Annotated in this window: 11 protein-coding genes and 5 pseudogenes; 9 read left to right on the top strand and 7 right to left on the bottom strand. The window is 67.2% G+C overall.

Annotated features, from left to right (window positions below; all coding sequences use genetic code 11):
* The first annotated feature begins 28 nt into the window (after positions 1 to 28).
* Positions 29 to 943: a tyrosine-type recombinase/integrase gene (locus tag IEX89_RS19060; RefSeq protein WP_188914843.1), complete on the top strand. Its 915-nt coding sequence runs from the start codon at positions 29 to 31 to the stop codon at positions 941 to 943.
* A 19-nt stretch (positions 944 to 962) separates the two neighbouring features.
* Here the strand turns inward: IEX89_RS19060 and IEX89_RS24800 are convergent.
* The 3 genes and pseudogenes from IEX89_RS24800 to IEX89_RS19050 form a co-directional block, all read right to left on the bottom strand.
* Positions 963 to 1,382 (bottom strand): annotated as a pseudogene (locus IEX89_RS24800) (sugar nucleotidyltransferase); the annotation flags it as partial.
* 24 nt (positions 1,383 to 1,406) lie between these two features.
* Positions 1,407 to 1,763 (bottom strand): annotated as a pseudogene (locus tag IEX89_RS24795) (sugar nucleotide-binding protein); the annotation flags it as partial.
* Between the two features lie 663 nt (positions 1,764 to 2,426).
* On the bottom strand, positions 2,427 to 4,154 hold the full coding sequence (locus IEX89_RS19050) for a DUF4214 domain-containing protein (RefSeq protein WP_188914841.1): 1,728 nt from the start codon (positions 4,152 to 4,154) through the stop codon (positions 2,427 to 2,429).
* A 577-nt stretch (positions 4,155 to 4,731) separates the two neighbouring features.
* Here IEX89_RS19050 and IEX89_RS19045 point away from each other — a divergent pair.
* From IEX89_RS19045 to IEX89_RS19035, 3 genes and pseudogenes are all read left to right on the top strand, one after another.
* The gene (locus IEX89_RS19045; protein WP_188914840.1) at positions 4,732 to 5,724 is read left to right on the top strand and encodes an IS481 family transposase; all 993 of its coding nucleotides are present in this window, start codon (positions 4,732 to 4,734) and stop codon (positions 5,722 to 5,724) included.
* Positions 5,725 to 5,812: 88 nt separating this feature from the next.
* Entirely contained in the window at positions 5,813 to 6,100 is a 288-nt protein-coding gene (locus IEX89_RS19040) for a hypothetical protein (RefSeq protein ID WP_188914839.1), read from the top strand.
* 519 nt (positions 6,101 to 6,619) lie between these two features.
* Positions 6,620 to 7,548: pseudogene (locus tag IEX89_RS19035) on the top strand (flagellin N-terminal helical domain-containing protein).
* Positions 7,549 to 7,664: 116 nt separating this feature from the next.
* Here IEX89_RS19035 and IEX89_RS19030 read toward each other — a convergent pair.
* A pseudogene (locus IEX89_RS19030) lies at positions 7,665 to 8,080 on the bottom strand (sugar nucleotidyltransferase); the annotation flags it as partial.
* A 327-nt stretch (positions 8,081 to 8,407) separates the two neighbouring features.
* Between IEX89_RS19030 and IEX89_RS19025 the strand changes: the two are divergent.
* On the top strand, positions 8,408 to 9,484 hold the full coding sequence (locus tag IEX89_RS19025; RefSeq protein ID WP_188914884.1) for a DUF4347 domain-containing protein: 1,077 nt from the start codon (positions 8,408 to 8,410) through the stop codon (positions 9,482 to 9,484).
* On the top strand, positions 9,475 to 11,139 hold the full coding sequence (locus IEX89_RS19020) for an Ig-like domain-containing protein (RefSeq protein WP_188914838.1): 1,665 nt from the start codon (positions 9,475 to 9,477) through the stop codon (positions 11,137 to 11,139). Before IEX89_RS19025 ends, IEX89_RS19020 begins: the two co-directional genes overlap by 10 nt.
* Positions 11,140 to 11,201: 62 nt before the next feature.
* Here the strand turns inward: IEX89_RS19020 and IEX89_RS19015 are convergent, their stop codons facing one another.
* Positions 11,202 to 11,405, bottom strand: a complete 204-nt coding sequence (locus IEX89_RS19015) for a hypothetical protein (RefSeq protein ID WP_188914837.1) — start codon at positions 11,403 to 11,405, stop codon at positions 11,202 to 11,204.
* Between IEX89_RS19015 and IEX89_RS19010 the strand changes: the two genes are divergently transcribed.
* Positions 11,395 to 14,781, top strand: a complete 3,387-nt coding sequence (locus IEX89_RS19010) for a DUF4214 domain-containing protein (protein ID WP_188914836.1) — start codon at positions 11,395 to 11,397, stop codon at positions 14,779 to 14,781. The two genes, IEX89_RS19015 and IEX89_RS19010, sit on opposite strands and share 11 nt — an antisense overlap.
* A 102-nt stretch (positions 14,782 to 14,883) precedes the next feature.
* On the opposite strand, the pseudogene IEX89_RS19005 reads toward IEX89_RS19010, so the two are convergent.
* Positions 14,884 to 15,343: pseudogene (locus IEX89_RS19005) on the bottom strand (transposase); the annotation flags it as partial.
* A 192-nt stretch (positions 15,344 to 15,535) separates the two neighbouring features.
* Positions 15,536 to 17,068 (bottom strand): hypothetical protein, encoded by a 1,533-nt coding sequence (locus IEX89_RS19000; RefSeq protein ID WP_188914835.1) that lies wholly within the window; start codon positions 17,066 to 17,068, stop codon positions 15,536 to 15,538.
* 615 nt (positions 17,069 to 17,683) lie between these two features.
* On the opposite strand from IEX89_RS19000, the gene IEX89_RS18995 reads away from it, so the two are divergent.
* Complete coding sequence (locus IEX89_RS18995; protein WP_188914834.1) at positions 17,684 to 19,480, top strand: hypothetical protein; 1,797 nt, start codon at positions 17,684 to 17,686, stop codon at positions 19,478 to 19,480.
* A gap of 471 nt (positions 19,481 to 19,951) precedes the next feature.
* A complete protein-coding gene (locus IEX89_RS24640) occupies positions 19,952 to 21,901 on the top strand; it encodes an FG-GAP-like repeat-containing protein (RefSeq protein WP_188914833.1) in 1,950 nt (649 codons plus the stop codon).
* Positions 21,902 to 21,969: the final 68 nt, after the last annotated feature.

Genomic DNA, 21,969 nt, shown 5'->3' with positions numbered 1-21,969 from the left:
CCGGATCCCCCATCATCGGAGCGACACGATGCCGACCGCACGGGACGGCGTCCCGGGCTGGCGCGCGCAGATCGCGCGGCTCGAGGGCGCTTATTCATTCAGAACCATCAAGAACTACACCAACGCCATGAAATCCCTGGAGGCTTTCTGCCATGCATCTGGCCGGCGTGCCTATCCGGCGAGCCCGGCGACGGTCGCGGCCTTCGTCGACGAGATGGCGGCGACGATGAAGCCCGCGACGGTCCGCGTCGCGCTCTGCGGCATCGCCAAGGCGCACCGCCTCGGGCGCCATTGCGATCCCGTCGCCGACGAAGAGGTCCGCCTCGCCATGCGCCGCGCCTTCCGCCGGCACGGACGACGCCAGCGCCAGGCGCTGCCGCTCTCGCGCGAGGTCCGCGACGCGCTCGCCGCTGCCTGCCCGCAGACCCTTCAGGGTCGGCGCGACCGGGCGCTCATCCTGACCGCCTACGACAGCCTCTGCCGGCGCGCGGAGCTCGTCGCGATCGAGGTCGCGCATCTCGAGCCCGCCCCCGAGGGCGGCTTCCACGTCTTCGTGCCGCGGGCGAAGAACGACGCCTTCGGCGACGGGCGCACCGCGCATCTGTCGATCAGAACCCGCGCCGCCATCGAGATCTGGCTCTCGGCCTCCGGCACCCGCGAGGGTCCGATCTTTCGGGGTTTGCGCAACGGCGTCGTCAAGGAGACGGCTCTCGACCCCGCGGAGATCTCCGCGATCTTCAAGCGCGTCGCCGCGGCGGCAGAACTTCCTCCCTCCCAGATCGCGGGTCTCTCCGGTCATTCGGCCCGGGTCGGGGCGGCGTGCGACTTCGCCAAGGCGCGTACGGATGCGCTGACGATCATGCGCGCGGGCGGCTGGAAGTCGCTCGCGACGCTCGCACGCTACATCGAACGCGTCGTGGTCGAGCGCGAGGAGGGCGCGTGACGATGTATTTCCTCGAGGTTCAGCGCCCGCCTGCCGCGACGTGCGCGAGGTACCGCCCGTACGCCGACTTGACCATGTCGTCGGCGAGGCGGGCGAGATCGTCGGCGCAGATCCATCCCATCTGGAAGGCGACCTCCTCGAGGCAGGCGATGCGGTAGCCCTGGCGCTTTTCCAGCGCGCGCACGAACTCGCAGGCCTCGAGCAGGCTCTCGGGTGTGCCGGTGTCGAGCCAGGCGAAACCGCGCCCGAGCTTGGCCACCGAGAGGCGCCCGCGCTCGAGGTAGGTGCGGTTCACGTCGGTGATCTCGAGCTCGCCGCGGGCGCAGGGCGTCACGGCGCGGGCGATCTCGAAGACCTCGGCGTCGTAGAAGTAGAGGCCCGTCACCGCCCCGTTCGAACGCGGCGCCGCCGGCTTCTCCTCGATCGTGATCGACCGGATCGTCCTCGCGCCAGGGCCGGTCGCCCTCCCCGAGAACACGTCGTCGGTGCACAGGTGGATCAGCGGTACGTCGAGCGCGGCTACCGCGGCGGCGACCGCCCCCGCCCCGCGCACACGAAAAGCTACGTCCGCGGCGCTCTTGGCGGCATCGACCCTCGTGAAGGCGGCCGCAGAGACGAAGAGGTCGGGCCGTGCGCTGGCGATCGCCCGCGCCGTGCCTGCGGGATCCTTGAATATGAGCGCGAGCGGCCGAGGAGCACGACCTCGTGACCGCGCGCGGGCGCGCTCTCGGGGAGCGCTCGGGCGACCTGCTCCCTCGTTTCCGTGATGACGGTGGCCATCGCTCCCCGCGGTCGAAGTAGGCCGGCAGCTCGTCGCCACGGCGACGCGGTGTCACGATGCTCGTCCCGGAAATCGATTTCGCCACGTTCTTCGGCGGCGATATCGAAAAGTTCCAGCTGCTGCAGCGGCTGCGGCGCCATGGTTTTCGCACACGTGTCGTGTGCCATGTTCTAGACCGAACTCCGGATGCGTGACTTCGAGGATCGGGAGATCGGTGTCTTCTCGCCCGCCGCCTCCGGAGCGGCCGAGAACTTCTCGAACGCGATCTGTCGCTTCGAGCCACCGGCTTCGCGCGACGGGCCGCGTCAACTCCCCCTTTATGTGAGGCCTGGTGCGCATGCGGCGCGAAACATATACGAGACCGGCCTCGCCTCTGTGTGGGCGACCGTCGACGCCGGCGCGTTGAAGGAAACGCGCTGGGAGTTCAGCTTCGCCTTGCGCGTCTCGCGCCCGCTTCGCGCGAGGCGACGCCCCGCCGCGGGAGAGGCGACGCCCCGCCGCTCCCGCGGTGGCGCGCCGCCCCGCGAGCGGCTCCGGGGGATGCGCCCGCACCAAAGACGTTATCGACGGGTTGCGGCATGTCGGAGCCTGAGGACGCTCCGCGGAGCGCCGACCGGCGCCGCCGGGGCGCCCCGCCGACCGCCCCGGCCGCGGGCCGGCAGGCGCGGCCCTCCCCTCCCCTCTTCGCGCCCTCCCAGCTCCTCAGACGTACCAGATGCCGTCTGCGACGGCGGGAGCGACGAGGGCAACGTTCTCGGGGCTCTGCGCAAACAGGCCGAGCACCTCCTCCCGGCTCGTTCCCGACGCCATGCGCTGCGTCCAAAACAAAGCCCCCGCCTCGTCGGCGGGGCGGCCGAGGACGTTGCCGTAGAGGAGATCGACATAGGCGCGATCGCCGATTTCGGAGGCGAGCCCGTAGGTCTGCGTGAACTCGCGCGAGGCGACGAAGGCCGCAGCCGCCCCGCGCAGGTCGACGCGGCCGGCCTCGAACTCGGTGATCCAGAACCCCAGGCCCGCCTCGTCGGGACGGCGGGCGAAGGCCGCCTGGTAGAGGCGATACATCTCGCCGGGCGCGCCCGCGACGTCGAGCGCGAGCGTCCGGTCGGCGAAGACGATGCGCTCGATCGCGGCGAGCGCATCCGTGCCGTCCCGGCCGGGGCGCGCGTCGCGCACGCTCGCCGCGCGCAGATCGCCGGTGACGACGTAGTCGGCGGCGACGCCCTCGTAGCGCGCCCGATCGATGCCCGCGGCGCCGATCAGCGTGTCGTTGCCGCCGCGACCAACAAACACGTCGTCGCCGCGTCCGCCGATGGCACGATCGGCGTTCTGGGTGCCCAGATAATCGATGGGAGGCGGCGGCACGCCGTCGCGCCAGGCGGCGGCGACGGCCTCCCCCGAGGGCTTGCCGAGGAAGTCGTAGCCGCGCTTCAGGAAGTCGGAAAAGTAGCCCGGCCAATCCGCGCTCGACGGTCCGGGCGAGAACTCGTTGTGCTCGCCCCACCAGTTGATGCCGGAGAACCAGTCGTAATTGCCGAAGACGTCGAGATGGACCTGATAGAGGATGCGCTGCGCCTCGTAGCTTTGGGCCGAGACGAAGCCCGGCGCGGGCGGGACGAGCAGCGCGTCGACGTGCGACGCCGCACCGGCTTCCGAGAAGTAGACCGGCTTGCCGAAGCGCGCGGCGAGATCGGCGAGGATAGTCGGAATGTTCACGCCCGGCCCCGGATCGGCGACGTTGGCGGGGTTGTCGAAGAGCGTCCGATAGGCGTTCTCGTAGGTCGTCGTCGCATCGCGGGCGAGCGGCGCGTACATGCTGAGCGCGATCAAATCGAGGGCGTCCCAGAAGCCGACGTCGTCGGCGCCGGCGATGTAGTCGCGCCCGAGGATCGAGTTCGCATTGTAGGTGAGGATACCCGAATAGACCTCGCGCACGTCGGCGATGATCGCCCGCCAGGCGGCCTCGTGGACGCCAGCGCCGTAATCCGCGTGCTCGGTGCCGAGGATCACCATGTCCGCGCCAGCGGCCTCGCTGCGCGGCGCCGCCTCGCGCCAGAAGGCGCGCACCTCGGCAAGAAAATTCGCGACATCGATGTTCGGCGCGCTGATCTGGTTGACGTTGTCGGGATGGTTGGCGTCGACCACGAAATGCGGCTTCCAGACGACGTTCATGCCCATGTCTCTGGCCGCGGCCGTGAACGCCTCCACCGTGTCCAGGCTCTCGCGCACGAGCGGCCACGGCGGGTCCGAGAAGCCCTCGAGGATCTGGCCCGTCTGCGCGTCGACCGGGTTCATCCACACGAGTGTGATCGTGTTGAGGCCGCTCGCCTGATACGTCGCGACGTAGTCGCGAAACGAGGCGAGCTGGCGCTCGAGGGGAAAGGAGACGTTCTCCTCCCGGATCAGGAAGAAGGTTGCGCTGCGCCAATCCACGTCTTGCTCCCCGGTGATCGCGTCCGCGTCGTCGTGCGGCACTGGTAGAATTTAAGTCCTATGAAGATAGCAAATCCGTTCGGGGTTCAAAGCGCAAAGCCGGGCTTAAGAAAGCCGGCGCGCCGCGTCCGCTCCCGCCTGAGTGGCGGGGGCGCGCGGGGGGCCGGCGGTCCGCGCCGCCGTACGGTTCCCCGGCATACGCGCCTGGTCGGCGCAGTCGCACTTCGATGATGCGGCATGCTGCCGCCTCCCTAATCCCGACGGCGCGCGCAGCGGCCCTCCGGGAGGAGAGCGCACCTGTCGCGAGGGTCTCTTTGCGCGTGCGCAGGTGCCGTGCGATCGCGGCGGGATTGCGAGGCGTGGCGCTATCGCCAAGCTCGGATGCGGCATCTACACGCTCAGGAACGAGATGATCGGGAACAGGCAACCCAAAGGATGCGACCTGTCCCTCTAGCGGTGGCGATCACCATCGCTGGGCTGATGCGCCGCAGCGGGGTCGCGCCGGTCTCTGCGCCGTTAGATGTTTGATCCCGGGGTTTGATGGTGCATTCTTATCTCCCGAGTGGAGGGACGCGCTATGGGCCAGGTTCACCACGGGAGCGCCACGACGACAGCGGCAGTCCGTCGAGCGATACAGCATAGTCAAGAGAGCCTGAGGGTGCTGGCCCGGCGGTATGGGATCAACCCGAAGACGGTCGCGAAGTGGAAGGCCAGGGCGACGGTCGCCGATCGACGTACGGGGCCGAGCGAGGCCAGATCCACGGTGCTCTCGATCGAGGACGAGGCGATGGTCGTCGCTTTCCGGCGGCACACGCTCCTGCCCCTCGACGACTGCCTCTACGCGCTCCAGGCCACCATTCCGCACCTTACTCGTTCGAGCCTGCATCGCTGTCTTCAGCGCCATGGCATCAGCCGGCTGCCCGATACGAACGGCGACAAGCCGCAGCGTTCGAGGTTCAAGAGCTACCCGATCGGGTTCTTCCACATCGACATTGCAGAGGTCAGAACCGAGGAGGGCAAGCTGCACCTCTTCGTGGCGATCGACCGAACGTCCAAGTTCGCCTTCGTCGAGCTTCACGAGAAGGCAACGCGGCGCGTCGCCGGCGACTTCCTTCGCCACCTCGTCGCCGCTGTGCCGTACACGATCAACATCGTGCTCACCGACAACGGAACGCACTTTACCGAGCCGACCGGCGACGGCTGGACGCCCGAGGACATCAAGCAGATGCTCGCCCGAAACGAGCTGTTCCGGTGCCACTCTTTCGAGCTCGCCTGCGCCCAACTCGACATCGAGCACCGACTGACCAAGCCGAGGCATCCCTGGACCAACGGCCAAGTCGAGCGCATGAACCGCACCATCAAGGATGCCACCGTCAAGCGCTTCCATTACGACGATCACGACCAGCTTCGACGGCACCTCGCCGACTTCGTCGCGGCCTACAATTACGGCCGACGCCTCAAGACCCTCAAGGGCCTCACACCCTACGAGTTCATCTGCAAACAATGGTCCGCCGAGCCAGGACGCTTCCGGCTCGATCCGCTCCACCAAATGCCGGGACTAAACATCTAGCCGACGGGGACGGCACTGCGCATGGAGCGACAAATTTAACGCGACCGCCGCATAAATTGCCGACACTGGGTCCATGGGAGGTGGTTCATTGGCGCCAGATATCGAGGGTAAGATCGCGGCGGCGCGCGGGCAGATCGAACGCAGCCGCACCCTGGTCGACGTGTTGCGTGGCGACCTCGCGCGCATCCGCGAGGCGACGGACCGCCATGCGGCGCACGAGGGCGTGCCGGTCGTGCGCTCCCTCGCCGCTCGGCGTATTGCGCTCTCCATCGACGCGATCCTGCGCAGCATCCGAGATCTCGAGATCATGATCGCCGCGCTCGAGATGGAGCTCGTCAAATCGGACATGCTGCTACGGCCGCTCGACGCGTCGTGACTGTGCGCTCGTCGACGATCACCGACGTGCCCAACCGCCGCATCCGGTCGCGCGGTCGATGAGATCGGACGGTGTCACGCCGCGCTGGAGAGTTTAGCACCCTCCCCTTCAGGTATAGGCAAATGTGACCCCGGTGGGCAGGTCGACGACGACCATGTTCGTTCGCCGTCGAGAACAGCTTGTCCAATGTCGCGACGCCCTTGCGATCGAGCACGCCGCGGCTCTGCTTCAGGCTGGATGAAGAAGTGCAGTCACAGCACAAGCAAGTGGTCAGCGCCACGCGCCTATGTGTCGAAACTGTGCGCTCGACGGGCCCCGGAATGAGGTTGCATCGCTCGCCGATGACCAAAACGTCGATCAGTCAGCCTCGCGCAAGCTTCCGGGTCCATCGTCTTCCCATCACGGCGGATCGGAAGCAATCACCCCGAGGGGCGCCTCCGAAGACATGACGTTGCTCCCGCCGTCCCGGTGAAAACCCGGGCTGTCCCTCAAAACCTCCATTCGGAAAGGGATAGGTCCATGTCGAGCCTGCTCACCAACTCGTCCGCGATGACGGCCCTCCAGACCCTCACCGCGACGAACAAAAAGATGGACGTCACGCAGAACCGCATCGCCACCGGCATGCGCGTGTCGTCCGCGGCGGACAACGCCGCGTACTGGTCGATCGCGACCACGATGCGTTCGGACAACAAGGCGCTTAGCGCCGTCCAGGACGCTCTGGGCCTCGGCGCCGCGACGGTGGACACCATGTACACCGCTCTCAACGCGACCGTGGACGTCGTCTCCGAGATCAAGGCCAAGCTCGTCGCCGCGCGTACGCCCGGCGTCGATCGCGGCAAGATCCAGAGCGAGATCACCGAGCTGCAGTCGCAGCTGCGCAACACGGCCGATTCGGCGGTGTTCAACGGGGAAAACTGGCTCTCGGGTAACTCCGACACAGCAATCAATACCGCCTACAACCCGACCAAGACCGTTGTTGCTTCGTTCTCACGAGCTGGTGGCGCGGTTAGTGTAGACACGATCTCGATCAACCTTGCCGATATCGCGTTGATCGATCCGGCTGGTGATGGGACCGACGTCAGCCTGGCTGCGGGCATTCTCGATCAGCAGTTTGTCGGTATGATCGAAGATACCGCCAACCCGGGTACCTACATCGTCGATACCGCTGCTGTAGCGACGGACGGTTCCAACTCGTTTAGCGTCCTTGACCTCAGCGTCGGGACCTTCACGGACAGCCCGGAGGATCTCGCCAACCTGGAGCGGATGATCTCGGTCGTCGATACGCAGCTTGGCGCCNGATCGATCGCGGCGTGGGACAGCTGGTGGACGCGGACATGAACGCGGAATCGACCCGCCTGCAGGCGCTGCAGACGCAGCAGCAGCTGGGCATCCAGGCGCTCACGATCGCGAACTCCAACAGCCAGAACATCCTCTCGCTGTTCCGCTGAGATCTTCAGCGACCGCGATAACATCAACCCCCGCGCCCAAGCGCGGGGGTTCGGCTATTTCACCATATATGAAATCAAAGAAGTTTTATGTAAGTATATAAGATTTAGACTTCAATTATCTTAAGTACGAAAATGACCGCTCCACCCTCCTCAGTGCGGGCCCGCGCCATGGCGAGTTCCTCCAGAAGACCGTGGCCGTAGAAGATATTGTCACCGAGAACCAGCGCGGACGGTTCGCTCGAAACGGAGTCCGCTCCGATATGGAACGCCTGCGCCAGGCCATCCGGGCGCGGCTGCTCGGCGAAGGTGTATTCAATTCCCCAGCGGCGCCCGTCGCCGAGGAGCTGACGAAAACGCGGTAAGTCGTCGGGCGTCGAAGTAGTCAGGATCTTGCGGATGCCGGAGAGTATCAGCGTCGAGAGCGGATAGTAAATCAATGGTTTGTCGTAGACCGGCATCAGTTGCTTCGAGACGACGAGCGTCATCGGGTGGAGCCGCGTGCGGGACCCGCCAGCAGGACAATGCCTTTCATGAGAACGTCTCCGGATCGTCGAGAAGCCGTGCGATAAGCGCACAAGGCGTTCGCTCGGGTCGTCTACCTCACGACGGGATCAAGCGCGACCTTAAGACCGACGTCGTTCACGCCGGATGAAAGGACGTCGCGGCCGCGCTCCGCCAGACGGTGCGGGCCGGCAACCGCAGGTCTACCGCGCCCGTCGTCGTTCGGCAATTTGCCAACCACATCACGAGGCTCTAGACGGTCGTGCAGGATCAGCTCGCCGCGTAGAGATGCACACGCTGTCGGCGATTCGATCTCGATCGAGCGAAGCGCCGCCTAGTTTGGGGTGGCTCGAATCAGATCGTCTTTGTTGACGCGGCCGTTGCGAACCCCGAGACGCTCCTTGCAGGCGTCTCTCCCTTGACGGAAATCGTGTACTTGAAGGCGGGCTCGACCGGGTTGCGTCAGATCGCGGACGCGCTCGCGGCACGTGACGAAGTGACGGCTTTGCACATCGTGGCGCATGGCTGGGATGGCCACCTGCGGCTCGGCGACCTGACGATTTCCGCGGAGACACTCGAAGAGCATCGCGCTGCACTCGAGCGGATAGGCTCTCTGCTTCAAGACGGCACCGACATTCTCCTTTACGGGTGCAACGTCGCGGCCACGGAGTACGGGCAAGCCTTCGTATCTTCTCTTGCGGCGATCACCGGAGCCGACGTAGCGGCGTCCGGCGACCTCACTGGCGCGGCCGCGTTCGGCGGCGACTGGGACCTCGAATTTCGGGCGGGTAGGATCGAAGTCGAACTGATTGCGTCGGAGGAATTCGATGGGGTTCTTTCGCCGACCTGGGCACCATCGGCGAATCCCTTCACAGGGATTTCCGCGCTCAATCGCGACGGCAATAACGGTTCAGTTGTGCTCGTCGGTGACTTCGATACCGACGGCGACGTCGACGTCTTCGCCTTCGACACCAACGCACTACCCACTGGATTGAACCCCGGCGGGCAGATGCTGCTCAACGGCGGTTCGGGCAATTTCACCGAAGTCCGTGGGACCGCCAGCGATCCGTTTGCCGGCCTCGTCAACAGCTACACCAACGGTTCAGGCTCCACCTTCACGATCAACGCTCCTGCCCTGATCGATCGAGACGCTTTCGTCGCCGACTTCGACGGCGATGGTGACCTGGACATTCTCAACAGGGGTTGGAATTATAATTCGGGCAGCAAATACTTCGAAACACAGATGGATCGACTTACGTTGAGAGATCTGGGTCCGCTAATCCCTTCACAGGAATTTCCGCGCTCAATCGCGACGGCAATAACGGTTCAGTTGTGCTCGTCGGTGACTTCGATAGCGACGGCGACGTCGACGTCTTCACCTTCGACACCAACGCGCTACCTACTGGATCCAACCCCGGCGGGCAGATGCTGCTGAACGACGGTTCGGGCAATTTCACCGATGTCCGTGGGACCGCCAGCGATCCGTTCGCCGGCCTCGTCAACAGCTACACCAACAATTCAGGCTCCACCTTCACGATCAATGCTCCTGCCCTGATCGATCGAGACGCTTTCGTCGCCGACTTCGATGGCGATGGTGACCTCGATCTTGTTAATCGAGGGTGGAATTTCAATGCGGGAAGCAAGTATTTTGGCCAGGGCGGCGAACCGCCGCGGCTGCTGGCGTCCACACCCATTGACGGCGCTGGGAATGTCGCGACAACTTCGGACGTCACGCTCACCTTCAGCGAAACGGTGACGCCCGGCGCGGGCATGATCGAGCTACGACGCTCGGATAGCAACCTCCTGGTCGAGAGCTTCGCTGCGACGGATTCCCGAGTCTCGGGATCGGGTACCAGCTTCACGCTCGACTTCGCCACGACGCTCGAGGACACGACCGCCTATCATCTCACCTTCGGAGCGGGCGCCTTCGTGGATGCCGACGGCATGACCTTCGGCGTACTCGATGGAGTAGTTCGCCGCGGCATTACGGATCCGACCTTCCTGAACTTCACGACCGGGTCATCGAATGCGGCGCCGGTCGTAACCACGACGGCCGGGACGGCGTCCTTCACGGAAGGCTCCTCCATCGCGATCGATCCGAGCCTGACGTTAGCGGACGCAGATGATACGACCTTGTCGTCCGGCCGGGTGGCGATCACGACAGGTTTCGTGTCAGGGCAGGACGTCCTTTCGTTCTCGAACACGGACGCGGGTCAGTTCGGAAATATCAGCGCGAGCTACAACGCGGGCACGGGAGAGCTTTCGTTGATTTCGGCGGGCGCGACGGCGACGCTGGCCCAGTGGCAAGCCGCACTCCGAGCCGTGACCTACACCAACTCGTCGGAGGCACCGACGACGGCGGGACGCACCATCACGTTCACGGTCGATGACGGCCGGTCCGAAAGCGTCGCCACGGGCCGGGCGCTGTCCGTCACCGGGCTCAACGATTCCCCGGTGCTCGATGCGAGTGCCTCGCCGAGCCTGGCGGCCATCACGGAGGACGTCATCGCTGCAGCCAACAGCGGCACGAGGGTCAGCGACATCGTCGTGGACGGCTCGATCACCGATCCCGACGGCGCCGCGATCGAGAGCATCGCCGTCACCGCCCTCGACGACACGAACGGCACGTGGCAGTTCTCGCTCGACGGCGGAACGAGCTGGACCGCCTTCGGCACGCCGACGGACGATGCCGCGCGCGCCCTCGACGCGACGGCGCGCATCCGCTTCGTGCCGGATACGGACTTCGCCGGGTCCGCGACGTTCACCTTCCGCGCCTGGGACGGCACCGGCAGCGCCGCGACCGGCGGCGTCGTCGACACGACTCCCAACGGAGACGCGACCCCGTTCTCGACGGCGACCGATACTGCGTCGATCTCGGTCACCTCGGCGAACGACGCGCCGACGCTGACCACCGGCACGGTGACGGTCACGGGCCCGAACGAGGATAACGTCTTGGGCGGGACGCTGGTCTCGGCCTTCCTGACGGACAGGAGCTATGCCGACGTCGACACCGGCGATCAGCAGGGCATCGCCGTCACGGCGACGAGCGGCAACGGAACTTGGCAGTACTCGACGGACGGCAATACCTAGACCGACTTCGGCACGGTCTCCGGCAGCGCGGCGCTGCTGCTCACGGCGTCGACCCAGGTCCGCTACCAGCCCGACGGTATCAACGGCGAGACGGCGACGTTCGACTTCCGCGGCTGGGACCAGACCAGCGGCACCGCCTCGACAAACGGCACACGCAGCACCGCCGACACGACGATCAACGGCGGCCCGACGGCGTTCTCGACGCAAACCGCCACGGCGTTGATCGCCGTGACGGCGGTCAACGACGCGCCCGACGTGACCGGCAACGTGAGCCTCCCGAACGTCGCGGAGGAAACGGCAGCCCCGGCCGGCTCGGCCCTGAACGGGTTGAGCATCAGCTCGAGCGACGTCGACGGCACCGTCACAGGCTACGCGGTGGCCGCCAACGCGGCGAACGCGACGACGCAGGGCACCTGGCAATATTCGACGGACGGCACGACCTGGGCGGCGATCGGCACCGTCGACGACGCGGCGGGGGCCCTCGCGCTCTCGGCGGCCACGCAGCTGCGGTTCGTGCCGGCCGAGAACTACGCCGGCACGCCGCCCGCGCTGACGATCCGCGCCATCGATTCGACCTATGGCGGCGCCTTCTCGTCGACGAACGGCGGGACGGAGACACGTCAGACGATCGACGTGAGCACCAACGGCGCATCGAGCGCCGTCTCGTCGGGCACGGGTACGATCGGGCTCACGGTCACCCCGGTGAACGACGCGCCCACGGCGAACCCCGCCTTCGGCTACGTCAATGCGGGCGTCTCCACCGAGACCGGCGAGCTCGTCACGATCACCGATACGAACCTGCACGAGGGCGACCCGGACGACGACGGCGCCGGCGTCACCTACACGGTGACGACCGCGACCGCGAACGGCACGCTGTTCCTTGATGCGAACAGCAACGGCATCATCGACGGCGGCGAAGCGATCGCGCTCAACGGAACCTTCACCCAGGCGAACATCGACGCGGGCCTGATCAAGTATGAGCATGGCGGCGGCGCTGGCGCGTCCGATTCCTTTGTCTTCAGCGTCGCCGACGGCCTGGAGGACTCCGCCGCGCCGCTGACGGGGCTGACCTTCGCCATCACCGTCGCCGCACGCCCGGTAGTCACGATCGGGGGCGGCGCGCCGGCTCACGTCGAGGATGCCGGCGCGACGGTCGTCGCGCCGAACCTGACGCTCACGGATGCGGACAGTGCGAACCTCGCGGGCGCGACGGTCACGATCACCGACTTCGTTCCCGGCGACGCGCTGAACTTCACCAACTCGGGCGGGATCACCGGGAGCCTCAACGGGTCCGGCGTCCTGACGCTCACGGGCAGCGCGTCGGTGGCGGACTATCAGGCGGCTCTGCGCTCGATCACCTATTCCACGACGAACGACAATCCGGCGACGGGTGTCGGCAACGGTGACCGCGTGATCTCCTTCACGGTCACGGACGGGGCATTGCAGAGCGTCGCGGGGACGTCGCAGACGGTAACGGTGGCGAACGCCAACGACGCCCCTGAGCTGGACGCGTCCCAATCCCCGGCGCTCACGAATGTCGGCGAGGATGCCGCCGCGCCCGTCGGCGCGGCGGGGACCCTCGTCTCGGCGCTCGTCGGCGGAATGACCGACGTCGATACCGGCGCCGTGCAGGGCATCGCGATCACCGCGACGAGCTCGCTCGGCACGCTGTGGTACTCGATCGACGCCGGCACCACCTGGACCCAGGCCCCGGCCGTGTCCGCGAGCGCGGCGCTGCTGCTGCAAGGCAACGCGCGCGTGTACTTCCAGCCATCGACGGACGTGAACGGCGCGATCCCCAACGCGCTGACCTTCCGCGCCTGGGACCGCACCACCGGCACGAACGGGGGCACCGCGGACACGACGACGAATGGTGGCGGCACGGCCTTCTCGACGGCGACGGATCTCGTCTCGGTGACGGTCGACGCCGTCAACGACGCGCCGGACCTCACCGTGCCGGCCACCATCGCGGTGACGGAGGGCGTCGCGACCGCGCTGACGGGCATCACCGTGTCCGACATCGACGCGGGCCTCGGGTCCGTGACCGTGACGCTCGGCGTGCCGAGCGGCACGCTCGCCGCGACGACCGGGAGCGGCGTGACCGTCGGCGGCACGCCGACGGCGCTGACGCTCTCGGGCACCGTCACGGCGATCAACGCGTTCATCGCCGCGAGCAACGTCCGCTTCACGACGGATCCGGCCGTGTCGACGGACGTGACCTTGACGGTCGCAGTCGATGACGGGGGCAATACGGGCTCGGGCGGCACTCTGGGCGACAACGGAACCGTGACGCTCGACGTCAGCCCGCCACCCCCTCCGGGCGGCGGCGGCGGCGGCGGCGGCGGCGGTGCGCCGCCTCCGGCGACGGGGACGATCGACGGTGCCACCGTCGCGACCACCACCACCACGGGTCCGGACGGCGCACCGCAGACGCAAGTCGTCGTGACACCCACGGCGTCGACCCGTGTCGAAGACCCGCAGACGCCGGCGAGCGATCTCGCCGACATCCCCATCGGCCCCGGCGAAGGGACGGCCGCGCTCCGCGCCGGCCTGCCCACGGGCGCGGGCCTCGTCGTCGAGGGCAAGCCCGGCGCGCTCACGCCGCAGGCCGGCCTCGCCGACCTCCTCGCCCGCATCGGCGACGACGTCCCCGCCGGCGCCGAGCGCGACGCCATGAACGCGGCCGCGGGTCGCTACACGGCCTCGCTTTCCGGCGAGGCACCCCTCGTCGTGCGCACCGTGACACCCACGGTGGCGCAGGGCACGACGTCGCTTCCCGAGCCCATCCTCATCGCCGGCGGCGCGGGGACGGGCGCGCCCGAAGCCCTCGTCATCGACGTGAGCGGCCTGCCCTCGGGCACCGTGATCACGCTCTCCGACGTCGACTTCGCCGTGATCGTCGGCGCCGTGACGGTGCAGGGCGGCGCAGGACCCAACGTCGTCTTCGGCGACGATGCGGCCCAGGTCATCGTGCTCGGCGAGGACGACGACGTGCTGAACGGCGGCGGCGGGGACGACACGATCGGCTCGGCCGGCGGCAACGACCGCATCACCGGCGGCATGGGCGACGACACGCTCTTCGGCGGCGACGGGACGGACTTCGCCTATTATTCGGGCGCGCGGGCCGACCACGTCGTCACCCGCGGCGCGGACGGTCTCGCGAACGCCGTCTCGGGCCCGGAGGGGGCGGACACGCTCGCCACGATCGAGCGCCTCGTCTTCTCCGACGGCGTCATCGCCTTCGACCTCTCCCCGATCACGGACCCGATCTACCGCCTCTACGCCGCCGCCTTCGGGCGCACGCCGGACCAGGGCGGCTTCGAGTTCTGGATCGACCGGGCGCTGACGGGCCAGGGCACGCTCATCGAGTTCGCCCGCTACTTCGTCGTCTCGCCGGAATACACCGCCCTCTACGGCCCGGTGGCGACGCTGCCCGACACCACCTTCGTCGACACGCTCTACCAGAACATCCTCTCCCGCGAGGGCGAGGCGGAAGGCCGCGCCTTCTGGCTCGGCCGCCTGGCCGACGGCATGGAGCGCGCCCACGTGCTAGCCTCCTTCACCGAGAGCGCGGAGAACGTGGCGAACAACGCCGAGGTGCTGGCGCAGGGCGTCCTGCTCAGCGAGGCGACGTTCGGCTGAGGTCGTCCTAGGCGTCGCGCGCTCGAGCGCGGCGCCACCTGCCACGCGGCGCAAGAGTGGGTTTCGTCCTCGACAGATGCGTTGCTCGCGATCTCGAGGCAGTTCACCTTGTTCTCGTCGAAGGCTTTTTAGTCCGCTTGTCTTCTGGCAAGCGCCACAGAGCCGGCTCACCCGGCTCTTCGAGACGCCGCTCATGCCCATGGCTTTGACAGGTCGTCGACGGAGCGCGTCGAGACGCCCTGGATAAAGCCTCCTGAATGACCGCGGTCCGCGCCTTCTCCGCAATCCGGCGCGGCTCCAGGAAGCCCGGGAAGTAGCTGCCCTTGCGCAGCTTGGGGATACGCAGCTCGACCGTGCCGGCGCGCGTCTCCCAATCTCGGTCGCGATAGCCGTTGCGCTGAACGACGCGCTCGACGCTCTTCTCGCCTTAGCCGGCGCCCGTCAGCGCGCCGACCTCGAGCTCCATCAGCCGCTCGGCGGCGAAGCCGATCATCTCGCGCAAGATATCGGCGTCGGGGGTCTTCTCCACGAGCCCGCGCAGGGCCATCGTCTCGTCGGTCATCGGTGGTCCTCGGCTTAGGTTGGTCTTCGCAACCTGACCTGACCTCAAAACCGTTGATGATCGCCCCGCGAAGCCGTCCGTCCACTACGGCGCTATGGAGAGCGCGCGGCCGGACGGCTCCGCTCCCGTCGAGCTACACCACCACCGGGGACACGACCGCGGCTCGGGGCGAGCGCTCGCCACCGAGGCCGCTCAGCGTTCGACCGCACTTGGTCGATCGACGGGCTCCTTGTCGTTGCACGATGTCGCACGCGCCGAGGACACGGCGTTGCGCGCGCGGGCGAGCAGATCGCGGGCTTGATCGCCCATCTCTGCGAAGCGGGCGAGCGCGGGACGCGGATCAGAGGCCATATGCGTCGGCGTGGTGCGCGGGGGAACCGGGAAGGCGTCGACGAGCGTCGGCGTGGCGAGGGCACGTGGCGGCTCCGGCATGCATGCCGCCGACTGCGCGGCGCCGCCGGCTCGCAGAAATTCCGGACGGGGCACCGGCCTGGGTACAGCCCGGGGAAGGACTTCCGTTCCGTGACCGACGCGCTGCGGCACCGCCGTGGATAGGCGGGGTGCTGCCACGACCGGATCGAGGCACGCCGGACGGGGCCTCGGCGGCGGCACCTCGGGCACGACGGGGACCGGGATCGGTCGGGCACCGACCGTCTCGGCGGCGCACCGCTCGTGCGCGTCGCCTACGTTCAGTTCGACCGACCGCGCGGCACCGATCGCGGCCGTAGCATCGTCCCGGGCCGCACATGCCTCGCGTACGGCCGCCAGTCCCTCGACGTCGCTCGCCCTCGCGAGCGCGGCGAGAAGGTCGCGTTCGTCGACGATCGGCACCGGCATCCCGTCGGGGCGCAACTTCCCCGTCGATTGCTTCGAGTACCAACGTTTTTGAGTTTCGAGGCTTGCGTGTCCGAACAAAATTGCGATCCGGTCCTCGTCCGCGCCACTGCTCTCGAGCCATTTTCGGCACAGGTGTCGGAGCGCTTGTAGGCTCAGTCCCTTCGCCTCGCCGGCGAGCCGTCGGGTCACCGCCTTCGAGAGCCGCGTCAGCCGCTTCTTCGCGTTTTCGAGGATGCGCAGAGGGCAAAGGCCGCGTCTCGCCACCTCGTCGAGCACGGCGACGAGGTCGTCGACGCGCGCGTCGAAGTGGTCTCCAAGAGCGGCGATGTCGATCCGCCGGATCGGCGCGCACCCGCGCAGCTCGTCGAACTTAGCGCTCGAGATCTCGACATGATACGAACCTGCCCGGCGCAGGCTCATCCCCTCGATCGGCCGGAACCCCAGACGCAGACCGACGAAGACGAGCAGATGGGCGAGGCGCACCTCGAGCGCGCCATCCTGCGCCGCGACCCTTAGCGCCTCGAGGATCGCCGTGATCTCCTCGGCATTGAAGTCCAAACGCTTGCGATCGACGCCCTTGTGACGCGCGACCATCGAGAGTGCGTCGGCGATGGCGGTCGAGATCTCGTCGCGTCGAGCCGGATCGAGCTTCCCGCGGGCGACCAGAAGCGACACCGCCGTGTCGTATTCCCGCCGGTAGCGTCTGAGCGTCGCCGGGGCGAGGCTACGGTAGGCGCCGGCGCGCGCGAGGAGCGCTTCGCCGGGGCAAACGAAATCGAGCTTGGAGGCTCCAAGAAGATGAACTTCGGCGCCCGCGATGTATTCGGGCGGCGTGCCGGGCAGCAAATCCGCCGCAGCCTCGGCGCGCGCTTTCTCGTGTGATTTCATCGTCATCGGCTCCGTGTCAGAGCCACTTTGATATGCGATGCGCCAGCAAGCGACGAAACCGAGACGGTGGTCTATGGCGCGAACTGGTATCCGACGGCGCCCGAGCCGTGTCGCTCCCCTCGAAAATGTGGGCTGTGGTAGCGATCGGCGTCCACATCCCCGTTGGTCGGCGGCTGACCTCCCGTTGGTCGACGGCTGCAGACGGAGCCTGCAGGGCACGGGCCATGCCCCGGCCCGTGCATGAACCTGTATGCCGGGCCGCATCCCCCGTCTGAGCCCGTCCGGCTTCTCGTCCTGACCAGCACGCCGCCCTTCGTCAGGCAGCTGCGCTGCAGTCCTGCCAAAATGTTCGTCGGGCGCCCCAAAGCCGCCTCGACTTTTCGTCCGGACTACAGCGTTGCGCCTCCTCGGCGGCGGGCGCTGCACTCCGGACGGAAAGTCGCCGAAACGTCCTCGCACCGGCGCGCTCCGGTCCGGGAAATTACCTGACGAGAACCTCGGTTTTTTTGCTTGACGGCATTTCCGAATGCCCGCGAATCGGCGACCGTCCCTGCATCGACGTTCATTCGAGCGTGTGTGCACGCGAGTGAACTACCCCTTCGTGTGGAGGATGACATGACCGACAATGTGCAGCCGCCGCCGCGCGACAGCGGCGGGGCTCCCGCCGGTGGCGGACCCAAAGGCACGCACTCGATCTTCCGACCGGGTACGCCCCTACCGTCGCTCAATCCCGCAACGCGCATCGGTTCACCGGAGAAGATCGCGACGCGCGGGGAAGCCTCCCCGGTCCAACACGCGGCCGGAGGGCCCCTCGAGACCGGTTCAAGCAATGGCGGTACCGACGGGAGGGCGCACGCGCCATCGATCACCCCGGTCGGCCTCCAGGATACTCGAGTCGAGCCGATATCGCTGCCGCAACCCACGCACAAGCCGGCGTACGCTGGCAAGCCGGCGACCGGTCCGCACGTGCCGACGACCACCGGATCCTCGGCCGACGCGAAGCCGACGGATCGGCACATGGCATTCCCGCCGGAACGCGTCCTTTCGGCTTGCCTCATCGACGACGTGCCGCCCCCGGCACCCGGACAGCAGATGCTCGCGTCGGGACTGAACCGGCTCCTCGATGATCTGTGCCCCGGAATCGGGCTCTCGCGCGAAACGGCCGGGGCTGCGCTGCTCGGGCTCGTCGGTGCCGTGCGCCCCGACATCACGATCGCGCACGAGCGGATCGGCGCGCCGATCACCTGTGCGCAGCACGTGACCGTCTGCGGCGCCCAGAACCGGCTGCACACCGTGTTCCGGTGGATCTGCGGGGCCGCCGAGGAGACGTGGGCGGATCGGACACGCCGCACGCAGGTGCTTCGCGAGGCGGACAAGCGAGAGCGTGAGGCACAGGCGCTGCGCAGCGGCAAGACCCTCCCGAACGATTCCACGGCATCGGAGAACGAGCAGCGGCCGCGCGCACGGGTCGGCCTCGTCTACGTCAGCAAGGGCGCCTTCCTGCAGAGCCTGACCCACTCCTTCGACGGCGACGTTCTCGCGGTCTACTCGACGCGAGGCGCGCCCGCGCTCGGGATTAGCGACCCGCGGGGCGTCGATCCGGCCATCATTGCGATGTTCGAGGACAGCTTCGCGCACGAGGGCGTCGCGACGGCGGACGGCGACACGCGGGAGGTCGCGCTGATCGGGATCGGGGCCGCCGATCCCGATCTCCTGGTGGCGCGCGCCCGTAAGCCGAAGCCGCTGCCGGCGGGGCTGATCCTGCCGGCCGCTGACCTGTCGGATTGCAATGGGCCGGCAGACGGCACGCGCCTGAAGACTGCGATCAAGACGATCGCCGCCCTGCCGGACAATCTGATCGTCGAGGTGCCCTCGCCCCTCCCGGACTTCGTTGCACAGGCGGCCGAGGCGATGCGCGCGGAGCTGTCGGCCTTGTCCGCGCCGGGAACCGCGCCGGCGGCGGCCGCGATCATCGACGACCTGCCCTGTCGGGTCCTGCGCCTGTCGGCATCGGCGCACCTCATCGAGCATGCCGTCTCGGAGAGCGTCACGCCGCCCGGTCCGATCATGGCGGAAACGCTGGCGGCGAGCGCTCGGCTCGCGGTCTGGACCGCCCGCACCGAGCTCTGGCTGATGCGCGAGGCGGCCCTGCCCGGACCGCTGACGCTCGTCCTGCGCGTCGCGCGGGTCCTGCGTCGCGAGGCGGACCCGGTCAAGGGCATGCTCTCGAGCGCCGTCAAGGCGCGGCTGAAGAAATACGAGGAGATCGGAGAGGAGATCGACGAGGCGGTCAAGCTCGCGATCGGCGCGGGCATCATCGACAAGACCATGGCCTCGCAGGGCGGCCGTGATGGGGCGTGGCTGCGCCTCACGGATGCAGCACGGGGCTCGTCGCGCCCGACATTCGCGTAATCGCGACGTCGTCGTTCGGGGCCGGTGCGAGGTGCCGATGCGCGGCGCCTTGCCCGAGCGCGCCGGACACACGATCTGTTTGCAGCCGCAGGCCCCGCTTCAGCTCCATTCGCGGCGCGGCAGTGACGCGCCGCGAATGGCCGACCTACGCGCCACGGCCGGGCGGACCGAGCGAATTGCACGACATTGATGCGGGCTGCGGCATCGGCTAGCCCCTCGCCCCCCGGAAGACCCGCGCCACTCGGCCTTCGCCCGTCCCCGTCAGTCGCCCACATCGGCCCTTGCGCAAGCGTCTGGGAGCAGAGCTCGAGGCTGCTTGCGCGGCACATGGCCGGACGGCTCCGCTCCTGTCGAGCTACACCATCACCGGGGACGTGACCCAGCCTTGACGTATGCTGCCAAGCCGGGAGTATTACCTTCGTGAGGCGCACGACGAATTTGATCGTCGAGCCTGTTGTCGCATGAGGTCACATGCCGAACAATTTTCGCCCGATCTCGAGCGTCGATTTGCCCGCGACGGTCGCTTGGGCGGTACCCTACGCGGCGACGGGAGACTTCGACGCCGATGGGCGCACCGATCTTGCGCTCGTCACGGGGCATCCCGCCACGGCCGTCCCCGCGATCTGGAACGGCAGCCAATCCGGCGATCTGACGATCCTGTCCTTTGAGACGGGTGGCGCGGTCGACGTGACGTCACGTGTGATCCGAGGAACAGAGCCACAGATAGTTGGCACGACGGAGGTCTTCGCGCGCGACTACAACGGCGATGGCCATCTCGACCTGTTCCTATCGGATTCCGGGGTCGACTTCGAACCGTTTCCGGGTGGGCGCCAACTCCTCCTCTTGAGCGACGGATCGGGGCGGCTCGAAGTAGGAACGCCGCTCGGCCCGGCGACTTTCGCGCATTCTGCCGCAACCGGAGACATCGACGGAGACGGTCGGCTCGATGTTTTCGTCGGTGGCAACAGCACAAGCGGTCCGTTCTTCCTAATGAACCGCGGTGACGGCCAGATGGAAACCGACTTCGATCGGCTACCCACTGTAATACGCGACGTCGACTTCATGGAAGGTTTCCAGTACAGTTTCGACGGGAGCCGCCTCGCCGACCTCGACGCCGACGCGGACCTCGACCTCGTCCTACTGCCGAAATTCACCAATGCCGTTCCGATCGTCCTAGAAAATCCGGGGAATGGCGACTTTTCCGCCGCGGCGCCGATCACATTGCCCGCCGGCCTCTATGGAGCGGGTTCTCTCACGTTCACGCCCACCGCCATCGCGAGAGGCACGCAGAACTGGACTGAAGACCTCACCGATCTGAACCGCGATGGCCTTCCCGATCTTATCCTAGCGCAAAGCCTGTGGGACGACGCGCTCGACGCGAAGTACAGGGGCGGAAGGCTTCAGATCCTAATCAACGAGGGCTCAGGCATCTTCTCGGACGAAACCGACGTGCGGCTGTCGGGCGATGCGCTACCGGACGAGGATTTCACAAACTTCTTCGAACCGAAAGTCGTCGATCTCGACGGTGACGGGCATCTCGACCTCGTGGTCACCGTGATCTCGCAATCCGCGAACTACACCAGCCGCGTTTATCTGAACGACGGCACCGGACGGCTCGTTCAAGACCGAGCCTTCGACACGCGCGGCATTTACTTCCCGTTGGACGCGACTGGCGACGGCCGCGTCGATCTCGTCCATCTCGACCTCGAGATCATCGGCGCAGACGGAGACGGGTTCGGGATCGCGGTGCCACGCTTCACCATCTTGGAGAACCTCGTCGGGTCGCTTCGCTTCGCGGGCGGACCAGGACGGGACGTGCTCCAGGGGACCTCCGGCTCGGACACGCTCGCGGGAGGCGCCGGGGACGACGAAATACATGGGGGCGCGGGTATCGACACGGCCGTTTTTGAGGGAGCCGCTCGCGACTTCCGCATATCCGGCCGAGACGCCGAGGTCAGCGTTTCGGGTCCGTCCGGCATCGACACGCTCTTCGGCGTTGAGCGCCTCCGCTTCGCCGATGGGCTTCTGGCGGTCGACCTCGCAGGTAATGCCGGTCGCGCGTATCGGATCTACCAAGCCGCTTTCGACAGAACTCCCGACCTCGCAGGTCTGAGTTTCTGGGTCGATCGAATGGATGAGGGCATGGCCCTGCTCGATGTCGCAAACATGTTCTTGGCGTCAGACGAGGCAAAGAACGTCTATGGTGCCGACCCGGCGGTGCGCGATTTCGTAGATCGCCTTTATCAAAACGTTCTGGGCCGTCCGGGCGACCCCGACGGGGTGTCCTTCTGGACCGCGCAACTCGAGACGTCGGCGACCGGGCACGGCGAGGTGTTGGTCGGTTTTTCCGAGAGTGCTGAGAACATCGACCTCGTGGCGCCGACGATCGAAAACGGCATATGGCTCGAAATGTTCGGCTGAACCTCGGAGCGGATGGCGTCGCCTCGTCACGCCCCCGCCTCTCGGAATTACCGCGGGCCGCGGGAAAA

This window comes from Salinarimonas ramus, from assembly GCF_014645695.1.
In the GTDB taxonomy this organism is placed as follows: Bacteria; Pseudomonadota; Alphaproteobacteria; order Rhizobiales; family Beijerinckiaceae; genus Salinarimonas; species Salinarimonas ramus.
The sequence above is the reverse complement of the archived record's forward strand: the minus strand, read 5'-3'. Positions and strand labels throughout refer to the sequence as shown.

Bases quoted from the DNA above. Each gene is read 5' to 3' on its own strand.
- IEX89_RS19000 (WP_188914835.1), bottom strand. From the start codon at position 17,068: ATGAAATCACACGAGAAAGCGCGCGCCGAGGCTGCGGCGGATTTGCTG.
- IEX89_RS19045 (WP_188914840.1), top strand. From the start codon at position 4,732: ATGGGCCAGGTTCACCACGGGAGCGCCACGACGACAGCGGCAGTCCGT.
- IEX89_RS19020 (WP_188914838.1), top strand. From the start codon at position 9,475: ATGCTGCTGAACGACGGTTCGGGCAATTTCACCGATGTCCGTGGGACC.
- IEX89_RS24640 (WP_188914833.1), top strand. From the start codon at position 19,952: ATGCCGAACAATTTTCGCCCGATCTCGAGCGTCGATTTGCCCGCGACG.
- IEX89_RS19060 (WP_188914843.1), top strand. From the start codon at position 29: ATGCCGACCGCACGGGACGGCGTCCCGGGCTGGCGCGCGCAGATCGCG.
- IEX89_RS18995 (WP_188914834.1), top strand. From the start codon at position 17,684: ATGACCGACAATGTGCAGCCGCCGCCGCGCGACAGCGGCGGGGCTCCC.